This window comes from Leuconostoc inhae, from assembly GCF_019656015.1.
GTDB classification, from domain to species: domain Bacteria; phylum Bacillota; class Bacilli; order Lactobacillales; family Lactobacillaceae; genus Leuconostoc; species Leuconostoc inhae_A.
In genome coordinates this window covers 13443-30640 of the sequence record NZ_BPKW01000015.1, presented here as the reverse complement: position 1 = coordinate 30640, position 17198 = coordinate 13443, and the positions used below count along the sequence as shown (strand labels likewise).

Below are 17198 nucleotides of genomic sequence, written 5' to 3'. Positions count from 1 at the left end.
TAATAAAAACTCCTATACTTGATTATCTCGGATTCTACCCTAGAAATAAAGTAGTCCGGATTTTCAGTATACGAGCAGATATTAATAAATGAAAAATTAGGTTAAGAATATACACCAACAATAGTATGGTTTTCAGGGTTGAAAATTTTTTCCACAAATGCATCTGCATAGTCTGAATAGCTGATAAAGCTTTTACCCTCAGCATTAACGCCTAACTTATTGCCAGAAAACGAGTGATTACCAGTATGAGGTGCGTCAAATTCCATAACTACAGGAGGTGCCATGTATGTCCAATCAAAATCTTTTACCTCAGCTAAAGCTTTAAAAGCAGTAACTTCAGCCTCAGCGATTGGCTTAAATTCAGCAGGTACTTCTGGTGTATCAACTAACATTGTATGCTCGTCCACTAATAATACACCTGCACCACCAGCAAATACTAACCGAGTCTTTGTTTCTTTTAAAATTGAAATTAAATGTTCAGTAGATGTAATAAATTGTTTTGGATCATCAAGGGGCGCGTTAAAAGTGTTTACTAGTACGTCAAATTCTTTAATATCTTCAGACGTTAGATCAAAGATATCCTTTTCAATTACGGGCACATTAGTTGTAAGTTTTGCTTTATTTCGTACGACTGCAGTAGGTTTTTCACCCTTAAGAGTTAATTTTTCAACCAATAAAGTTCCTAATTTTCCAGTTGCACCAATAATGCCGATATTCATAATAAATTCTCCTTTGAATTAATTTATTCTTTATATATTATATGCTAAGATATAAAGTTGTAAATGTAAATAAAATATTGATAAATCACCTAGTTACTCATCAGTAACTATAGAAAGGAAGCACATTATGACAGAATTAAAATACCTAGAACTTCCCCCTTGCCCAGTTGCCACGACCGCACTTTTAATTGGAGATCATTGGAAGATACTGATTATTCGTGAATTGTTGAATGGTACAAGGAGATTTAGTGAATTAATAAAAGGATTAGATGGTATTTCAAATAAAGTTTTGTCACAGCATTTGAAAATTATGGAAATCCGTGGATTAGTTGAGCGTAAAATATATGCAGAAGTACCAGTAAAAGTGGAGTATTCTTTAACTGATATTGGGTGGAAACTAAAACCAGTGATCCATGAAATGTGGCAGTGGGGTGAACTCTATAAAGCTACAGAGGGAGAAAAGTAAATACTTCAATATTACATCTAGAAAGGTATAAAATATGAACAGAATATTATTAGTTGGACTAATAGTGGTTTAATAGTGGCCAGGGTATATAGACTTCTGGCATTGTAATAATATTAGGAGTTAGTCCAGATGAGTAAAAATATAAGAAATTTAGCTATCATTGCACACATAGATCATGGTAAATCAACATTATCTGATCGTATTATAGAGGCTACAAATACAATTTCTAGCCGTGAAATGGAAGATCAAATACTTGATGATTTGCAGGTTGAAAGGGATCATGGCGTAACCGTAAAAGCAAGAGCCATTCAGAATACTTATCTTGCAGATAATAATGAAAAATACGAAATTAATTTAATTGATACACCTGGGCATGTTGATTTTCAAGATGAAGTTACTAAAAGTCTCACAGCTAGCGATAATGCAATTCTCTTAATCGATGCTACTCAAGGCATTGAAGCACAAACTTTAGCTAATTTAAGAATTGGTAAAAAACTTGGAGTAAAAATATTACCAGTGATTAACAAAGTAGATATAGCAGGTATAAATACTCATAAAATTGAAACAGAGATAAAGACGTTATGTCCAGAATATCAAAACAGAGATATTTTAAAAATATCTGCCAAGACAGGTGTTGGAATACATGAACTTATGGAAACAGTAGTTCTTAATCTTTTGCCTCCAGCAGGAAATGATAAAAAAAATTATCTGCTTTGGTTTTTGACTCTTATTATGATCCATTCCAAGGTGTTATTTTATATATTCGAATTGTCGATGGTATTCTAAAAAATAATCAGAAACTGATGTTTTTATCAAAAAATATCACATTTCAAATCCATGAACTTGGTATTTTCACGACAATACGTATGCCTAAATCACAGTTAAAATCTGGAGAAGTGGGATATTTGATTACAGGTATAAAAAATGTAGATACATCTTATGTTGGCGAAACGATAACAGATGCCAACGCACCAACTAACTCACTTTTACCCACTATTAAAATGAGTCAAGTGACAGTATTTGCTGGAATATATCCTTTGGGAGACTATAAGTTGTTAGCCAAAGCGTTAAAACAACTTAAACTTAATGATTCATCATTAAGCATCAAAGAGGAGTATTCAAATGCTTTAGGTATGGGATTTAGAGTAGGATTGTTAGGCATCTTTCATTTACAAATTATAAAAGAACGTTTAAAAAAAGAATTTTTGATTGATGTATTAATAACCTATCCAAATGTACCCTATCGCGTTTATCTTAAAAATAATGAAAATGTTACAATTGTTAATCCGGCTACTTTTCCAAATTTTGAGATGATTGATCATGTAGATGAAATAATCATTAAAGCAACTATCATTACACCACAAAAGACAATTAATGCAGTGATGAAATTACTTTCTGAAAATAGAGGCGAGTTTATAGGTATTGATAATCATAGTGATTTAGTTAGCTTATCTTATCGTGTGCCACTATCTAAGATTATTTATTCCTTTTTCAATAAATTAAAATCAATTTCACATGGTTACGCTTCTCTAGCAACAACATCTATAGGTTACTATCGTACGAATGTTGTTAGACTTGATATTTATATTAACTACGTCAGAGTAGACGAATTAACGTCCATCACTTACAAATCGGAATCAGAATCCATTGCGCAAAAAATAGTTCACCAATTAAAATATACTATTCCCAAAAGATTATACCCACTACCAGTGCAAGTAATGATGGAGGGGAAAGTTATTGCAAGGGTAGATGTCCCACCATTAAGAAAAAATGCGGCAGTTAGTGGAAAGAATAATAGTATTTCCAAGCAACAAGAACTCCTCAGAAGGCAAAATATTAATCAAAGAAAAGCTGCATCCAATGATATAGAATTACCTCAGAAAGTTTTTAGCACAATGTTTAAAATCGAGGATGAGGAGCTTTAAAATCAGATATATTGATGGTTTGATGAGCATATTGTATTAAAAAGGTTGTTGTCTACACTATTATGCCTAGACAACAACCTTTTTAGATCACATTATTAATTTTTGGATTTATCAAAAATACTTGTTAAATCTACTAAAATTATATTAGTCTCCAAAGTATATTTAGTACCTTGCGCCTATTAACGATAATTATTAAAGTACAAGACGTTCTCCATCATTCGGTATGATTAAACTATCAGCAAAATCATTTTCTTTTGCGACAGACAGCAATTCTGATTTAGAAGTTGTCCAATGATTCACAGCTTCCATATGACTTGCTATAAGCAGTGTCTTAGGAAGAGTTTTATGGATTTCAACAACATCCTGTGCATCTAATATTAATCTCCCAGATTCAACTCCATTCCCTCCAGAATTCATTACAACGACACCTGGTTCTAGTTTTTCCAGGTTACTTTTTAACCCTTCAAACCAAATTGTATCACCAGTAAATAAAATCGATTTTTCGTTTACGGATTCAAGAAAAAATCCCATAGTATGACTGGTATCGGTATAATTATCCAACAATTGCTTTACAGCGTCATTCTCATAGTGCTGACCTGTAATCTTTTTTATAATAACATCACCTAATTTTTCAGTAATACCTAAAATACGTACGTCATTAAAACCAGAGTTTGCAATATTAATTTGATCACCACGATCCTGGACAAAAATGGGCGTGTTTTTATTAATCACCTCCATTGCTCTTGAATCCCAATGATCTACGTGATTATGGGTAACAATCACAGCGGTAATACCTTCTAAAATAGAAGATATAGACTCAGTCAAATCTACAAGTGGATTTTTATTAGTGTTTCCATCCTTACTTGGAAATGGAGCCAGTGTTTCTTTTTTAGAAAGCATGGGATCCACTAAGAAGGTTTGATCACTATACTCTATTTTTACGGTGGCATTTCTAATTTGTTGAATTTTCATATTAAATTTTAATGTTCCTATCTATTTAGCTCTAACTAACAGTTCAAGTGCCTTTTGATATTGCTCAGATCCTGTTTCTGCTTCTGAACAATTTCTAATATTTTCAGCAATAACTAACTTTATTGCCTTATCAAGACTTGCTCTGACAGCAGATAACTGTGTGACGACCTCTTCACAAGGACGCTCTTCATCAATCATATTGACAATTCCATTTATTTGGCCTGCTGATCTCTTTAACCTATTTTGTATATTTTCATACTGATATGCTATTGTATTCATACCTGAACCTCATAAGTCAATTATTTTACAATGTTTTGTGGATACATCAACTGATACAGTGAAAACGCACCATCAAGATTTTTGACATTTCTGAATCCATTATTAATAAATATTCGTTCAGCTGTATAACTTCGTTGACCTGTAGCACACGATACAATGATACCAGTATCTTTTGGTATTTGATTAATATGGTCTCGTATTTTTTCTAACGGAATATTTATGAAACCATTAATTAATCCCATAGCTCTAATTTCCTGAGAAGATCGTACATCAATTAATAAGTAACCATCACGCCTGTAATTCTCTAATTCATTATATTGAATATTATGAGATCGACTATTAATAATATTTTCAGCCACATAACCGGAAATATGAACGGGATCTTTAGCTGCTCCGAAAGGAGGAGCATACGTTAATTCCAGTTCAGGTAAATCATCTACTTTCAGCCTAAATTTGATTGCCGTTGCAAGAAGATCAATACGCTTATCTACACCTTGATTTCCAACAGCTTGGGCACCTATAATATCACCAGTATTTGTAAAAATAAGTTTCATCATAACTTGTGTTGCGCCAGGATAATAGCTTGCGTGATGATAAGAAAAAGTATGAGTCACATGATAATTTAAACCAAGTTGCTTTGCTTGTTTTTCATTAATACCTGTACTTGCAGCTGATTTAGAAAAAACCTTAACGATTGATGTGCCAATCTCAGGTTTATTTTTAATAGATAAACCGTGAATAGCATCAGCAACTTGTCGCCCATGTCTGTTTGCTGGTCCCGCTAATGGAATTAGTGTTTCCTGTTCAGTAATTTGATGAATAACACTGATAACGTCACCAATTGCATAAATGTTAGAGTCACTTGTTTTAAAATCATGATCCACAACAATGCCTTTATTGGGCCCAACTTTTAGGCCTGCAGCTATGGCTATATCAGAATTTGGTCGAATTCCTGCAGCAATAATAACAGCATCAGCTTGTATTGACATACCATTATCTAAATAAAGAATGTCTCTGCTCACCTTATTTATAGTAGTTCCCGTATTGATACGAACGTCATTTTTTATGAGCTCATTCGTAATCGACTGTGCCATCTCAATATCAAGATTTGGCAATATTTGGTTAGAACGTTCAATAAGATTGACTGAAAAACCTCTCTTAATCAAATTTTCAGTAACTTCTATACCAATAAATCCAGTACCAAGTACCGCAACCGTTTTAATACTCTCATCTAAATGGCTCATAATGTTATCTAAATCAGGGATATTACGTAATTGAAAAATGTTTGATTGAGTATGAAGCCCCTCAATCTTAGGTATTACAGGACTAGATCCTAAAGATAATATTAATTTATCATAATATAGCTTCTCTTGTTGGTCATCATGATTGACAGATATCATCTTATTATCTCTATCAATATGGGTCACTTCACTGTTAACACGTACATCTATATTAAACCTACTTCTTAAATCATCAGCGGTTTGCACAATTAATTGGGAGCGATGTTTAATCGTTTTGCTAATGTGGTAAGGTAACCCACAATTTGCAAAAGAAACGAAAGGGCCTTTTTCGAAGACTATAATTTCATCTTTTTCAGATAGCCTTCGCAGTCTAGTAGCAGCTGACATACCGGCTGCTACCCCCCCCACTATAATAATCCTCATGTTATACCTCTTAGATATACTTTTTTAAAGTATTTTCGATTTCATCTTTAGGATGAAATCCAACAATTTTATCAATGACTTGACCATTTTTCTTAATAATTAACGTGGGGATACCTTGAATGCCTAGTTGGCTGGCAACCTGTTTATTTTCATCGATATTTACTGAGGTAAACTTTATTTTACCGCCTAATTGATTTTCTTCTGATAAGTGTTGTAGTATAGGGTCCATCATCTTGCATGGCGGGCACCAATCAGCACGAAAATCGGTCAAAGTAACCCCTTCTTGTGTTTCATTTTCAAATGTACTATCAGTAATTTCTTTGATTGTTGCACTCATTTCTGCTTTCCTCCAAATATTCTAGGTTTCTATGATTAAGAAAGAAGGTAATATATACCCCCTAGGGTATATATTACCTTCTTTCTTAGTTTTTAGCAATCTCATCAACATAAGATAATTACTTATTTCATACTTTTTTTAATCCATTTTCCAGTAACACTATGCGAATTAGAAATAATATCATCAACAGTACCTTCTGCTAATATTTCACCACCTCGAGTGCCACCCCCTGGTCCCATATCAATTATAAAATCAGCATTTCTTATCATATCTAAGTCATGCTCAATAGCAATAACAGTTGCGCCTTGCATAATTAACTTTTGTATTACTTTTATAAGTATCTGAACGTCTAACGGATGCAGCCCTATTGTTGGTTCATCAAAAATAAAAACACTGTTTTTTTGTGTTTTATTAATAAACTTTGATAACCTAAGTCTCTGGGACTCTCCACCTGAAAGAGCCATAGTACTTTCTCCTAATGTGAGATAACCTAATCCAATGTCCTCTAAGATCCTGAGAATCCTTAGTGTTTTGGGACGCTCACTAAATATTTTTTGAGAATCTTCAATATTTAATTTCAAAATATCGGCAATACTATATCCTTGCCATTTAATTTTCAGAACATCTTTGTTATATCTGTCTCCATGACAGGCGGGACAAATTTCTTGCATATCGGGCAGAAATTGAATATCTAAATTTACTTCTCCCGTACCATTACATGTGGGGCAGGCACCATCTTGTAGATTATAAGAAAAACTTTTTTTAGTTAATTTATTTCTTTTACTTTCAGCAAGGGAGGAAAAAATATCTCTCAGGTCATCAAGGATAGTTGTATATGTTGCCACCGTTGAGCGAATATTTTTTCCTATTGGTGCAGCGCTAATGGCAAAAGCATTTTTGATTTTTCCGGGATTAAATTTCGTGACAAAATTTGGAGTATTATTCTGCAGCGCTGGCATCAATGCATCAAACAATAAAGTTGATTTACCTGCTCCTGAAAAACCACTGATGACGGTAAATTTATTAACTGGGAAACCTGCAGATACATGTTTAATGTTGTGGTAATTGCTAATGGAAATATCAATTGAGCCCATGTCGTATAGAATCTTGTTATCTTCCCATATAGGTCGTTGGACAATCTGAGCAGTGCCATTTAAAAATGGTCTGATAAGAGAGTTTTTGTTTTCAATAGTTTCTGGTAACGTTCCTTGAGCAACAATTTCGCCACCTTCGGTTCCTGATTCAGGACCGATTTCCACGATGTAATCAGCAGAAGAAATAATTGAAGTGTCATGATCAACTACTACCACTGAATTACCCTGTCTAACTAATCCTCTAATTATTTTTATTAATCCATCAACGTTTGAAGGGTGTAAACCGATTGAGGGTTCATCCAATACATATAGCACACCAGTTGTTTCAGTTCGTAAGGTGCGGCTCAATTGAATACGTTGTAGCTCACCCGTTGATAAGCTACTTCCTGGTCTGGATAGTGTTAAATAATCAAGTCCTAAGTCTATTAAGGGCGTAATCAATTCTTTGAATTCATTTAACAATCTATTTCCAAGTGTAAAAACATCCTTTGGAAGCCATTGCTTAATTTTTTTTATAAATATTAGTAGCTGTGCTAGCTCCATATCACTTACTTCAGCAATATTCTTGTCGACTAATACTTGTGTAAATAATTCTGGGTTAAATCTAGATCCATGACATGTAGAACAGGTTGATGTGCTGTAGAATTTTTCTAAACGCTGTAACGTTTTGGGATTATCTGTACTTTCGAATGTACGTATAATAGCATTTTTTGCATTTTCATATATTGCATTGTCCATATGAAATACTTTTCCAGATTTGGTTGGAATATTTATTTCATATTTTTGCTCTTGACCGTTTAAGATAAATTCTTTATCTTTATCAGACAATTTTTCGTAAGGGGCATCAATGTTAATTCCTGCTTGTTCAACAACATAAGGCATGAAATTACGGCCAGGTACTTTCCATGATTCAACCGCGCCCTCTCTGATGGTTAGTTTAGGGTTGGAAATTAATTTTTCTATATCTAACTTTTTGGTTGTCCCAGAACCATTACATGTAGGACAAGCGCCATATGAATTGAAAGCAAAATCTTCAGCAGAATATGCGTTAAATGCGACATGGCAAGTAGGACAAGTAATCTCCCCCATATGGCTAACACCATCATTAGGTAGGTCCATAGCTCTTGCAATATCTATTGTGGGTTCCATACGGTGTCCATTTGGACACACGGGTGACCCTATTCTAGAAAATATTAAACGTAAGAGATTCAATGTTTCAGTCATCGTACCCACAGTAGAACGGACATCTGGGATTGAAGGGCGTTGTTTTAGCGCAATAGCGCTGGGAATGTTCTTAATACTTGAAACATTTGTTTTTTTAGCCTGAGCCAACCGTCTTCGCGTATATGTTGATAGTGAGCTAACATAGCGTCGCATACCTTCTGCATATAAGACACCCATAGCCAAGGAAGATTTTCCTGATCCGCTACGTCCCGAAATAACCACAAATTTATGCAGTGGAATATCTATATCAACGTTTTTTAAATTATTTACTTTTGCGCCTCGTACTTCAATGTTGGATGGTAATTTGATCATTGCACCATAACCTTTTTAGAATTTTTCATCGAGAATATCAATAACTTCATATTTTGCAAACACTTCTAATTTATCTAAAAATAAATTGAACTCATAGGTATTTCTAAATGAACCTTCAAGCATATAATTAAAATTCCCAGTAGTTCGGTAATGATGTAAAATATATTTTTGATTATTGTTAATAAAATGTAAATACTGTCTTTCTTGTAAGTATGCTGTGTTAATTCTAATAAAAAATGGTCTAGTATACCCGAGTTTTTCTGGATTTACCGTAATTGTGTAGCGTTTAATAACACCTTGCTCCTTTAGTCGCTTAATTCTTTCGGCAGTTGCTGGAGCGCTTAAGTGTATTTTTCTTGCCAAATGCCTGACAACTATTTTAGAGTTGTATTTCAAAAGACGTAATATTTTAATATCAATATCATCTACCATTTTATTCCCTCCTCTTTATTATACCCACTAATATTTATATAAAGAACTTATAAAGTAAGGTTTTCTTCATAAAAAACCTAATATTATGTATTTAATTATTGATCACTTTCACCCACAATTATAGTTATTAATTAAAGGAGGACTCAAAAAATGAATGAAAATCAATTTAATAAAGTAGCATGGTTTGAAATAGGTTCTTCTAATACTGAAGAAACACAGCAGTTTTTCAATAATGTTTTTGGCTGGGACTATAAAACGAATAATAACTTGAATGGTATTAATTATGGAAGATTGCAAGAATCATCCGAACACCACATGTTGCTGAAAGACTTTTCGCGGTGATTGCCAGTTGAGCGTTTTCATTGGTCTGGCATTAACCCAATGATTAATTTGATCTCATAATTATAGTTCATTTCATTAAGCTGTACAGACACAAAATGATAATTGGCACCAGCATGTAAGGCAACACGTTTAATTTCATCTAAGCTCATTTGTGGTAACTGCTTTTCGTTTTCCTGATGTTTCACAGCTTCACGATTAAACGCAGAAGTGTGATCACTTAGAAAAAAACCACGCCACTTTTTTATACCACGTTCCCTATAATCATGCTGAAAATAATTAGTGACCAGGGCACTAAACTCTGGTTCTATTTCTTTTACCATAATCAAATTCTCCTATTAATTAGTATTTGTAATTAACATTATGCGAACACTTGTTCCTTGAAGCAAATAAAAAAAGGTTAGCAACCATAATACTGTAATTACTAACCCTGTTTATTAATTTAAATTAGATAAAAATTCTACGAACCTGGCTTCATCATTTGCTGACAAATAACCAACAAATTTAATCACAACATACTGCTCATCTACTCGACGTATCTTAAATGTATCAATCCAGGACGGTTTTTTTAATCCAGCATACGCCCAATCTTTAATTTCAAAATACTTATTTTGAAAATAATCAGACTTATTATTAAATTGACTCGTGATTTTATAATACGTAATCTTTTGATTATCATATTTCACAACAAATGCTGGACGTACCTTAGATCCTGCTTCACGCCCTTCATCATAAGCTAAATCAGCGATCATGATACTATGCTCACGAATATCACTACTCATTGCATAAATTCCTCACGGTCTTCTTTCTTAGATAAATCTAAATCCTGAATTGGTGATTTTTCGAATGCTAAACGCGTAATTTCATCACGATTGGCAATACGTTGCTCACTAAACCAGTCATCAGGATAGGCATGTTTATTAGACTCTTGAACTGACAAAGGTATTTGCTGTTCGTAAGCTGTCTTAGTGATAAACATTTTAATGGCCGTCGCCATATCTAACCCTTGACGTTCAAATACTTTTTGAGCAGACTCTTTTATGCTTTGATCAACCCGTGCAGATACTTGAATAGCTTTCATAACCAATACCTCTCTTACTTTATTTAATACCATTATACCACTTTTTGTTAGATATTGGTATGTATTGTTATGATATGTTAATTCATTTAATTATGAACTTGTTTACGATAAACGGCATTATCAACGACTAATCGCAAAAATGTATTAAACTGATCAAATCCATAATCAATCCGTTTTTGAATAAACTCAATCTCAATATAGTGTCGAATATACTTAATTGTTTGATCGTGAATATTTTCCAATTGTGCAAAAAATAACGCTTTGTTTTGAACCTGTAATTTACGATATTGACCATGAATATGATCTATTGCTTGATTAACATGATCAATAACACTGCCGTCTAAGCCAACTTTTTCTAGCAATGCCTGATACTGTTTACGAATAGTTTTCATAGCGTCATTGATGACAGCTTCATCTTCATATTGATGTTCAATTAAACTAATGGTCTGATCTAAATTTTCTAATGCCTGGTCACACGTTGTTAATAATGCTACTAAACGTTCTACCTGCTTAATTTGCTCATATAAATCTTGCACTAAATAAGGTGTCATTTTATCGTCATACCGTTGATAGAAATGTGCCAATTCAATATAAACTGACTGCATAGCCTTGCTACTTAACTTGTTTGAACTCTGATAAGCCGTATATAAATGTAGATAATCATTTTTAACGGTTATAAAGATTTCTCTCACCAAATGATAGGCACTATCTGGCAAAATACTAATATCTGATCCCACTTGTACTGCTGTCATAATCTATTCCCTTTCTTTACCAATGTAATTTATACTTTGAATTGTCACCAGGATAAGCAAAAGTCATGTCACCATAACCAACGGCTTGACTGTCCTTAGCATACGATTTCTTAGGCACTAACGTAATTTCATAATCTTTACTAGTGCCTGCATTCTGTCCAGATTTGACCGCATTTTGATTAGCAATAATTAAGTCACCATTTGCCAAAACATGTAACACCACGCCCGTATGATTAGGACGATCAGAAGAAAAAACCGCCCCAGCCTTTGGTGTTGTGGTAACCTTAGCACCAGTCAATTTTGCCACTGCTTCTGCCGTAACATTACCATTTCCTCTAAAGGTAAAATTTGGTGACCAAATCTCATTCATATAGACTTGTGAAAAACCAGCACACTGATTGTAAGCGTCTGGTGTTGTTAAACTCCAGTCTAGTTTTTTGGACGTAATATTATGCACGTAGGGCTTAATGTCATCTGGAATGCTGTTTTTGTCCCAAAATGATAGCCCACTCTCTTTAATCTTGCCTGTACCGTCAGCCGAACCACTATCATCAGTATTACAATAAGCACTTTGATTATTGCTATCACTGTCTGCGCTATTACTTGCTGATGTATTGCTATCACTAACAGCATTATTGCCACTGCTCAATGATCCCTCAAAATTAAGATCATACGTTTTTTTAATGGACTCCGCCCAAGCCTTCACTTCGGACACTTTACGCTGTGGATCACTTGCCCCAACACCCTCAAAACCTGTGTCCCAGGCTAAAGCTGAACTATTAATATCTTTAGCATTTGCTAATCCCAATCTAGCAACGGTATGGCTACTTGCCAATTCTTTAAACGCTAAATCTACCTGGGCTTCAACTGTATCTGCCGTATTTTGATAGCGATTACCGTTAATACCGCCAGCACCCCATTGCCAGATACCTTTAACAGAGCCAGCAGGATTGACCGCTTTAGGGTTTAAATTACTTTCACGCCAACCAATTGCAATGATTGCTGAAATATTGTCCCCTGAATAACCAGCTTTTTTAAAACGATCAATAATATAGCTAACTCTTTTACCAATATCTGAATTTTTATCAGTTAAGGATCCATTACTGGAACCACTATCTGTACTTGTCGTAGTGGTGGTTGTATCAGTCTGACAGACAACACTAGGATTGTTCATTGTTAGCGCAATTATTAAAAGCACTGGTATTAAAATGACAAGTAGTGGCGCACAATACAAGGCAATTTTCATCACAACTGCTTGTTTAACTTTATTTTTCACATGATCTCCTTTCTGAATTTTGACTAACAAAAAAATCCTTAATGATTACTCATAAGGATTAAAAGTATTAAAATCAGTGCTTTGATTAACGGCTAACCGCCCAACATAATCAAGACTAGTAATTTGATTATCACTAGTTTGATAGTCAATATTGAAATAGTAGTAACGTGTCTCACCATTGCCAACATCACTATCATGTTTCGCATTCACAGCCACACCAACGACACCGCTAGTTTGATCATCATTGGTTGCCTTTGGATAATACACCACTTGCACCACACTAGACTTCAAGCCATTATTATCAATGTAATCAGCCGTGCCACCAACCTCTGGAAATAAATAATCATTGGCTAAAACTTGACTGGTTACTAATTTAGCTTGCTTAATTTTCGTGATACGTTTTTTATAATCAGATCCAGATGACCAATTATAAGCAAGATTAAAGAACTGTTGACTAGTCTCACTAACTTTCGTAATGGTACTTTTGGCAACCACTTGCTTCACTTTTTGATGACTAGTTTTAGCAGTGACTTGTTTGTGTCTTAACTGCTTAGCTTGTTTCTGCAAATGTGATAAGGTTTGTTGTTGTTGCCACATCAAATGACCAAAGCGCAAACCACCAAGAACCAAAACCACTAACAGGGCGTAATAACCAATTTCTGTTTTACGTGTCATTATTGATCCCCCTTTGTGAGATTACCTAAAGTCAATGAGATGACCTCATTACCTTTTGCATTCAATTGTCCCAATAATTGATAATTAACTGTGCGACTACCATTAGTTGCCGTTAAGGCACCAAAAAATAATATGCCGTCTTTTTGTTGGCTAAATTGCAATTGATTATCTGATACATGCCACTTTTTTGCTTGTGCTGGATCACTCTCTAATTGCCCTAGAAATTGTTTAACAAACTTTCTGACTTTATCATTTGCCACCTTTGATAACACTTGTTTGTCTGACACATAGCCTGCATTAAACAAAGCATTAACAGTGGCTTTTGATTGGCTATTATCTGGCAATTGATTATCATTAGCAATCACTTTTGTGATTGTGCCACTATTGTTAATCAACGTTTGTGTCGCTGATAATTTAGCAACGGTGGCAGTCGCTTGTTTGATTTGTGATTTTTGAAATTGTGTATAAAAAAAAGCGCCAATCAGGAAGAACCCAATAGCACTTAACACCTTTATTCTAGTGTTTGTCATTTTTAAATTTTAATATCCTTTCCATACCACTCTTGTAGGATCATATAATCAGCGTTGAACTCAAAGGCAAATGGATATTTTTTACCCGTATCTTTAACAACAAAGTAGCCTTTAGCAACAAATGAATTGCCGTCTTTTTCCCACTTTGTTGTTAAATTGTCTATCTCATGATTTTTGAAGAAAGTATTATAATTTCCAGCCCCGTCACTAGGTGCCTCTTTCCCCGTTGCACTAACATATACCATACTTGTTATTGACCGTTCACCAACTTTTTCACCGTCTACATAAGTAGGTTCGTTATCAACATTTTCAACATAACGACCATCATTATTCATTGAAAATATTTCATAATCAATACGTTTCATAACTTTAGTTTGATTGATTTTTGTCAATTTTGTACTACTAGATTGTGAGTTAGTTTTATGTTGTCCCGTCATTATAAAGGCAATAATGATAATCAAAATGACTAACACGCCCCCAATAGATCCCAATGTCAACGCTGATTTTTTATTCATAACTCTCCAATCAATTGATTTATTCTCTCGCAATTTGTGCCATTTGTTCATGTGTTGGCTTCACAATACGTTTGATGACTGCCCCTTTTTGTACCACTAAGACAGTTGGTGCCACTTGAACATGATACTGTTCAAAATATTGTCGTGTCACTAAATTCATGTAATCAACGACAATGGTTGCCTGATTATTTTGATCACGCATTTTTTGTAATTTATTGACATCACCCGTCAACTTCTCACAGGTTGAACACCCCTTTTTATGAAAAACGATCACGGTTTTATGCTTACCCAGGGTTTGATGAAACGCCGTTTTTAATTGATCATTTGGTGTATCATGATACTTATTATTATACCGTAAAAACGCCGTAGTTACTACTGCCACAACGATTGTAGCGATTATTAAGCTCATTTTTTTCACGAGTTATCCTTTCCAAATTTATTTTTTAACTGACTGCCTTTTTCATCACGTAACTTTTGTTTTTGTTCCTTTTGCTTATCACGTTCGGCTAATAATTCACGAGCTATTTTGTCACGATTAACTGTTTTTTTCTGATCATTAGCGATTTCTTGACGTTTTGGTGTCTTTGATTGCTCAAAGTTATTATGATTATCAGGCACCTTATTAAGTGTCTTAGGTTGTGATTGTGTTGCTTGATCACCATATAATTGACGCTTAATCGCTTCACGCTTTTTAGCCACTTCCTGTTGACTATCTGAACCATTATCCTTACTTTTTGGATTATTGACACGACTATTAGGTTGTTTAGCTTCAAAGTTTGATTTTGGTAAATGAACACCGTCTTTTTCAACCGCTGACTGTTTTGGATCATCAGACTTTTTAGAATCCATTGGCTTTTTAAATTCATCAACCGTCAATGGTTTCTTATTTTTATCTGACAATTTTTGTGTTTTTGCCTGCTCTTTGCCTAACAACTGATCACGAACACGAGAAAGATTTTGTTGTCGTTTTTCATCTGCCTGTTTGTTTTTCATCTCATCACGTACATCACGCCTTTGTGACATACGTTGCATTGGTCCCATTTGACTTATTTTTTGACCAACGCTAGACTGCTTAATACTCTGCCCCTTTTCACGTAGATTAGATAAGCGCATGGCTTGTGGCATTTGTCCCTCAATTCGTGAGTAACTAACCCCAACAAATTCAAATAGCTTACCACGATACTTATAGACGATAAAGACTAAGAAAAAGAATAGGAATGCGTTAACTGCGTATGAGCCGAAATTAATCGCTGGGATAAAACTATCAGTGAACGCCTGTAAAGCCCCGACCAAAACAATTAAGAAACCAGCCCCAATTTTAGCAATACCCCACATAATTGTTGCGCCAACAATTTTATAACCGTTACGGGCAAATTGTGGGAATAACGCCATAACCAAAACAAACGGAGACAAGAGATACAAAGCCAATTCAATGACCATAACAAAGATATTAAACAAAGCCACTGCGCCATAAGGAATAGCATTCACAACTGATACCACGATTGCTACTAAGCTCATACCCGCTTTATTAAAGGAATTGTTTTTACCTAATGTAGGGAAGACTTGTTTTAATTTTGTTACCTGTGTCTGAACTTTTTCATCATCTCTTTGTGCATTCGTTGATATGAGTTGGTATGGAGAATATCCTTTCTTTGAAACTGCGTCAGCCGTGGCTTGCCCATAATTCATCAAGAAATAAGGGCGTTCAATGGATCGCTCAAAATACCCCACTCTTAACGTGTCACCTGGCTTAACATTATCATTACTATTACCAATGACTTTTAAGACTTGCGCCTGTCCGGCATCACTGGCTTCATTGATTTGATTAAATAACTCATTGCCATTACCATACCAAAGCGTAGCGACTAATAAAATTCCAACAAAATTAACCACCATGCGAACCGCTGATGACGTACGCCCACTAGCAAAGTGCATGAACCCCATAATCGCTAAGACAATAATAGCTAATCCACCAAACAACAACTTGCCTTGATCAAAAATAGATTTTACTTTACCTGAAACAGCGTTCTGGGCTTGTGTAAAGGCTTTTGATAAATTACCGTCATTTGATAAAGCACTTAATAACTCATCATTGATTTGATAAATCAAAGTATTCAAATACCAAAAGAACTTAGCTAAGCCCATACCTGTATTATTGGCTAAGTCAGTCACGCCAATTTTTTCTGAATAGGGTTGCCATGAAAATAGTGAGTCATTAAGCTTGTTGATGTTTTGTGCGTCACTGGCTTTAAATGAGGTATCAGTTGTATTCGTATCGCCTGACTTCTTTTCTGCGTCACTGGTGACCTCATCTACCGCTTTATCAGCTTGTTTTGAAGCGTCATCAATCGCATTAAGCGTATCTTGATTAACTAACGTACTACTTGAACTACTGCTATCATCTGCGGACACTTGCGTTTGCGCAAAGCCTAAAACAAACAAAAAAGAAGCCAAAATAATCAGCTTCCGACAAAATTTGATTTGCATGTGTTTTCCTTTCATCATTTCAATCATCATGTTATAATTGTGTATAGAAAAAGGAAGTAGCTCGAACTACTCCCTTTAACATCAATAGCCTGCTAAGCAGTGACTATTCACATATTAGT

Annotated in this window: 21 protein-coding genes and 1 pseudogene; 4 read left to right on the top strand and 18 right to left on the bottom strand. The window is 34.6% G+C overall.

The features are described 5' to 3' along the window. Nucleotides 1-101 precede the first annotated feature (101 nt). Nucleotides 102-719: an NAD(P)-dependent oxidoreductase gene (locus tag K5Q14_RS08470; protein ID WP_014335269.1), complete on the bottom strand. Its 618-nt coding sequence runs from the start codon at nucleotides 717-719 to the stop codon at nucleotides 102-104. Between the two features lie 127 nt (nucleotides 720-846). Here K5Q14_RS08470 and K5Q14_RS08465 point away from each other — a divergent pair, with 127 nt between their 5' ends. The 3 genes from K5Q14_RS08465 (at nucleotide 847) to K5Q14_RS09815 (ending at nucleotide 3110) form a co-directional block, all read left to right on the top strand. After that, complete coding sequence (locus K5Q14_RS08465; RefSeq protein WP_014975082.1) at nucleotides 847-1185, top strand: winged helix-turn-helix transcriptional regulator; 339 nt, start codon at nucleotides 847-849, stop codon at nucleotides 1183-1185. Between the two features lie 129 nt (nucleotides 1186-1314). Then, nucleotides 1315-1971 (top strand): GTP-binding protein, encoded by a 657-nt coding sequence (locus tag K5Q14_RS09820; RefSeq protein WP_224145011.1) that lies wholly within the window; start codon nucleotides 1315-1317, stop codon nucleotides 1969-1971. Nucleotides 1972-1988: 17 nt separating this feature from the next. Beyond that, on the top strand, nucleotides 1989-3110 hold the full coding sequence (locus K5Q14_RS09815) for an elongation factor 4 family protein (protein ID WP_242825297.1): 1122 nt from the start codon (nucleotides 1989-1991) through the stop codon (nucleotides 3108-3110). A 192-nt stretch (nucleotides 3111-3302) separates the two neighbouring features. Here the strand turns inward: K5Q14_RS09815 and K5Q14_RS08455 are convergent, their stop codons facing one another. The 6 genes from K5Q14_RS08455 to K5Q14_RS08430 all read right to left on the bottom strand — a co-directional run bounded on the left by K5Q14_RS08455 (nucleotide 3303) and on the right by K5Q14_RS08430 (nucleotide 9424). Then, on the bottom strand, nucleotides 3303-4082 hold the full coding sequence (locus K5Q14_RS08455; protein ID WP_220735338.1) for an MBL fold metallo-hydrolase: 780 nt from the start codon (nucleotides 4080-4082) through the stop codon (nucleotides 3303-3305). A gap of 21 nt (nucleotides 4083-4103) precedes the next feature. Next, nucleotides 4104-4361: a metal-sensitive transcriptional regulator gene (locus K5Q14_RS08450; RefSeq protein WP_014335266.1), complete on the bottom strand. Its 258-nt coding sequence runs from the start codon at nucleotides 4359-4361 to the stop codon at nucleotides 4104-4106. A gap of 20 nt (nucleotides 4362-4381) precedes the next feature. Further along, a complete protein-coding gene (locus K5Q14_RS08445) occupies nucleotides 4382-6025 on the bottom strand; it encodes an FAD-dependent oxidoreductase (protein WP_078126281.1) in 1644 nt (547 codons plus the stop codon). A gap of 10 nt (nucleotides 6026-6035) precedes the next feature. Continuing rightward, nucleotides 6036-6362: a thioredoxin gene (gene trxA, locus K5Q14_RS08440; protein ID WP_010276702.1), complete on the bottom strand. Its 327-nt coding sequence runs from the start codon at nucleotides 6360-6362 to the stop codon at nucleotides 6036-6038. Nucleotides 6363-6484: 122 nt separating this feature from the next. Beyond that, complete coding sequence (locus K5Q14_RS08435) at nucleotides 6485-8989, bottom strand: excinuclease ABC subunit UvrA (protein ID WP_373306153.1); 2505 nt, start codon at nucleotides 8987-8989, stop codon at nucleotides 6485-6487. Between the two features lie 18 nt (nucleotides 8990-9007). Next, entirely contained in the window at nucleotides 9008-9424 is a 417-nt protein-coding gene (locus K5Q14_RS08430) for an Lrp/AsnC family transcriptional regulator (RefSeq protein WP_014335263.1), read from the bottom strand. 150 nt (nucleotides 9425-9574) lie between these two features. On the opposite strand from K5Q14_RS08430, the gene K5Q14_RS08425 reads away from it, so the two are divergent. Then, the gene (locus tag K5Q14_RS08425; RefSeq protein WP_014335262.1) at nucleotides 9575-9766 is read left to right on the top strand and encodes a VOC family protein; all 192 of its coding nucleotides are present in this window, start codon (nucleotides 9575-9577) and stop codon (nucleotides 9764-9766) included. Here K5Q14_RS08425 and K5Q14_RS08420 read toward each other — a convergent pair. The 11 genes and pseudogenes from K5Q14_RS08420 to K5Q14_RS08370 all read right to left on the bottom strand — a co-directional run. Next, nucleotides 9725-9820 (bottom strand): annotated as a pseudogene (locus K5Q14_RS08420) (IS30 family transposase); the annotation flags it as partial. The gene K5Q14_RS08425 and the pseudogene K5Q14_RS08420 overlap by 42 nt on opposite strands. After that, entirely contained in the window at nucleotides 9784-10086 is a 303-nt protein-coding gene (locus tag K5Q14_RS08415) for a hypothetical protein (protein WP_014335261.1), read from the bottom strand. The pseudogene K5Q14_RS08420 and the gene K5Q14_RS08415, both read right to left, overlap by 37 nt. Before the next feature lie 114 nt (nucleotides 10087-10200). Then, nucleotides 10201-10545, bottom strand: a complete 345-nt coding sequence (locus K5Q14_RS08410; RefSeq protein WP_014335260.1) for a type II toxin-antitoxin system PemK/MazF family toxin — start codon at nucleotides 10543-10545, stop codon at nucleotides 10201-10203. Then, complete coding sequence (locus tag K5Q14_RS08405) at nucleotides 10542-10844, bottom strand: type II toxin-antitoxin system RelB/DinJ family antitoxin (RefSeq protein ID WP_014335259.1); 303 nt, start codon at nucleotides 10842-10844, stop codon at nucleotides 10542-10544. Before K5Q14_RS08405 ends, K5Q14_RS08410 begins: the two co-directional genes overlap by 4 nt. An 86-nt stretch (nucleotides 10845-10930) precedes the next feature. Beyond that, nucleotides 10931-11596 carry a hypothetical protein gene (locus tag K5Q14_RS08400; protein ID WP_014335258.1) on the bottom strand — a complete coding sequence of 222 codons (666 nt, stop codon included), beginning with the start codon at nucleotides 11594-11596 and terminating at the stop codon, nucleotides 10931-10933. Nucleotides 11597-11612: 16 nt separating this feature from the next. Next, complete coding sequence (locus K5Q14_RS08395) at nucleotides 11613-12872, bottom strand: phage tail tip lysozyme (RefSeq protein WP_220735336.1); 1260 nt, start codon at nucleotides 12870-12872, stop codon at nucleotides 11613-11615. A 45-nt stretch (nucleotides 12873-12917) separates the two neighbouring features. Further along, on the bottom strand, nucleotides 12918-13547 hold the full coding sequence (locus K5Q14_RS08390; RefSeq protein WP_220735335.1) for a hypothetical protein: 630 nt from the start codon (nucleotides 13545-13547) through the stop codon (nucleotides 12918-12920). Beyond that, entirely contained in the window at nucleotides 13547-14077 is a 531-nt protein-coding gene (locus tag K5Q14_RS08385) for a hypothetical protein (protein WP_211640338.1), read from the bottom strand. Before K5Q14_RS08385 ends, K5Q14_RS08390 begins: the two co-directional genes overlap by 1 nt. A gap of 2 nt (nucleotides 14078-14079) precedes the next feature. Beyond that, nucleotides 14080-14592, bottom strand: coding sequence for a hypothetical protein (locus K5Q14_RS08380; RefSeq protein ID WP_147000516.1), 513 nt, complete (start codon nucleotides 14590-14592; stop codon nucleotides 14080-14082). A 19-nt stretch (nucleotides 14593-14611) separates the two neighbouring features. Continuing rightward, nucleotides 14612-15010: a thioredoxin family protein gene (locus tag K5Q14_RS08375; RefSeq protein ID WP_220735334.1), complete on the bottom strand. Its 399-nt coding sequence runs from the start codon at nucleotides 15008-15010 to the stop codon at nucleotides 14612-14614. Continuing rightward, the gene (locus tag K5Q14_RS08370; RefSeq protein WP_220735333.1) at nucleotides 15007-17079 is read right to left on the bottom strand and encodes a CD3337/EF1877 family mobilome membrane protein; all 2073 of its coding nucleotides are present in this window, start codon (nucleotides 17077-17079) and stop codon (nucleotides 15007-15009) included. The genes K5Q14_RS08375 and K5Q14_RS08370 overlap by 4 nt, the downstream gene beginning before the upstream one ends. Nucleotides 17080-17198 lie beyond the last annotated feature (119 nt).

Bases quoted from the DNA above. Each gene is read 5' to 3' on its own strand.
- trxA (WP_010276702.1), bottom strand. From the start codon at position 6,362: ATGAGTGCAACAATCAAAGAAATTACTGATAGTACATTTGAAAATGAA.
- K5Q14_RS09815 (WP_242825297.1), top strand. From the start codon at position 1,989: ATGTTTTTATCAAAAAATATCACATTTCAAATCCATGAACTTGGTATT.
- K5Q14_RS08390 (WP_220735335.1), bottom strand. From the start codon at position 13,547: ATGACACGTAAAACAGAAATTGGTTATTACGCCCTGTTAGTGGTTTTG.
- K5Q14_RS08370 (WP_220735333.1), bottom strand. From the start codon at position 17,079: ATGCAAATCAAATTTTGTCGGAAGCTGATTATTTTGGCTTCTTTTTTG.
- K5Q14_RS08465 (WP_014975082.1), top strand. From the start codon at position 847: ATGACAGAATTAAAATACCTAGAACTTCCCCCTTGCCCAGTTGCCACG.
- K5Q14_RS08380 (WP_147000516.1), bottom strand. From the start codon at position 14,592: ATGAATAAAAAATCAGCGTTGACATTGGGATCTATTGGGGGCGTGTTA.
- K5Q14_RS08450 (WP_014335266.1), bottom strand. From the start codon at position 4,361: ATGAATACAATAGCATATCAGTATGAAAATATACAAAATAGGTTAAAG.
- K5Q14_RS08445 (WP_078126281.1), bottom strand. From the start codon at position 6,025: ATGAGGATTATTATAGTGGGGGGGGTAGCAGCCGGTATGTCAGCTGCT.
- K5Q14_RS08400 (WP_014335258.1), bottom strand. From the start codon at position 11,596: ATGACAGCAGTACAAGTGGGATCAGATATTAGTATTTTGCCAGATAGT.
- K5Q14_RS08405 (WP_014335259.1), bottom strand. From the start codon at position 10,844: ATGAAAGCTATTCAAGTATCTGCACGGGTTGATCAAAGCATAAAAGAG.
- K5Q14_RS08415 (WP_014335261.1), bottom strand. From the start codon at position 10,086: ATGGTAAAAGAAATAGAACCAGAGTTTAGTGCCCTGGTCACTAATTAT.
- K5Q14_RS08430 (WP_014335263.1), bottom strand. From the start codon at position 9,424: ATGGTAGATGATATTGATATTAAAATATTACGTCTTTTGAAATACAAC.
- K5Q14_RS08410 (WP_014335260.1), bottom strand. From the start codon at position 10,545: ATGAGTAGTGATATTCGTGAGCATAGTATCATGATCGCTGATTTAGCT.
- K5Q14_RS08470 (WP_014335269.1), bottom strand. From the start codon at position 719: ATGAATATCGGCATTATTGGTGCAACTGGAAAATTAGGAACTTTATTG.
- K5Q14_RS08455 (WP_220735338.1), bottom strand. From the start codon at position 4,082: ATGAAAATTCAACAAATTAGAAATGCCACCGTAAAAATAGAGTATAGT.
- K5Q14_RS09820 (WP_224145011.1), top strand. From the start codon at position 1,315: ATGAGTAAAAATATAAGAAATTTAGCTATCATTGCACACATAGATCAT.
- K5Q14_RS08425 (WP_014335262.1), top strand. From the start codon at position 9,575: ATGAATGAAAATCAATTTAATAAAGTAGCATGGTTTGAAATAGGTTCT.
- K5Q14_RS08385 (WP_211640338.1), bottom strand. From the start codon at position 14,077: ATGACAAACACTAGAATAAAGGTGTTAAGTGCTATTGGGTTCTTCCTG.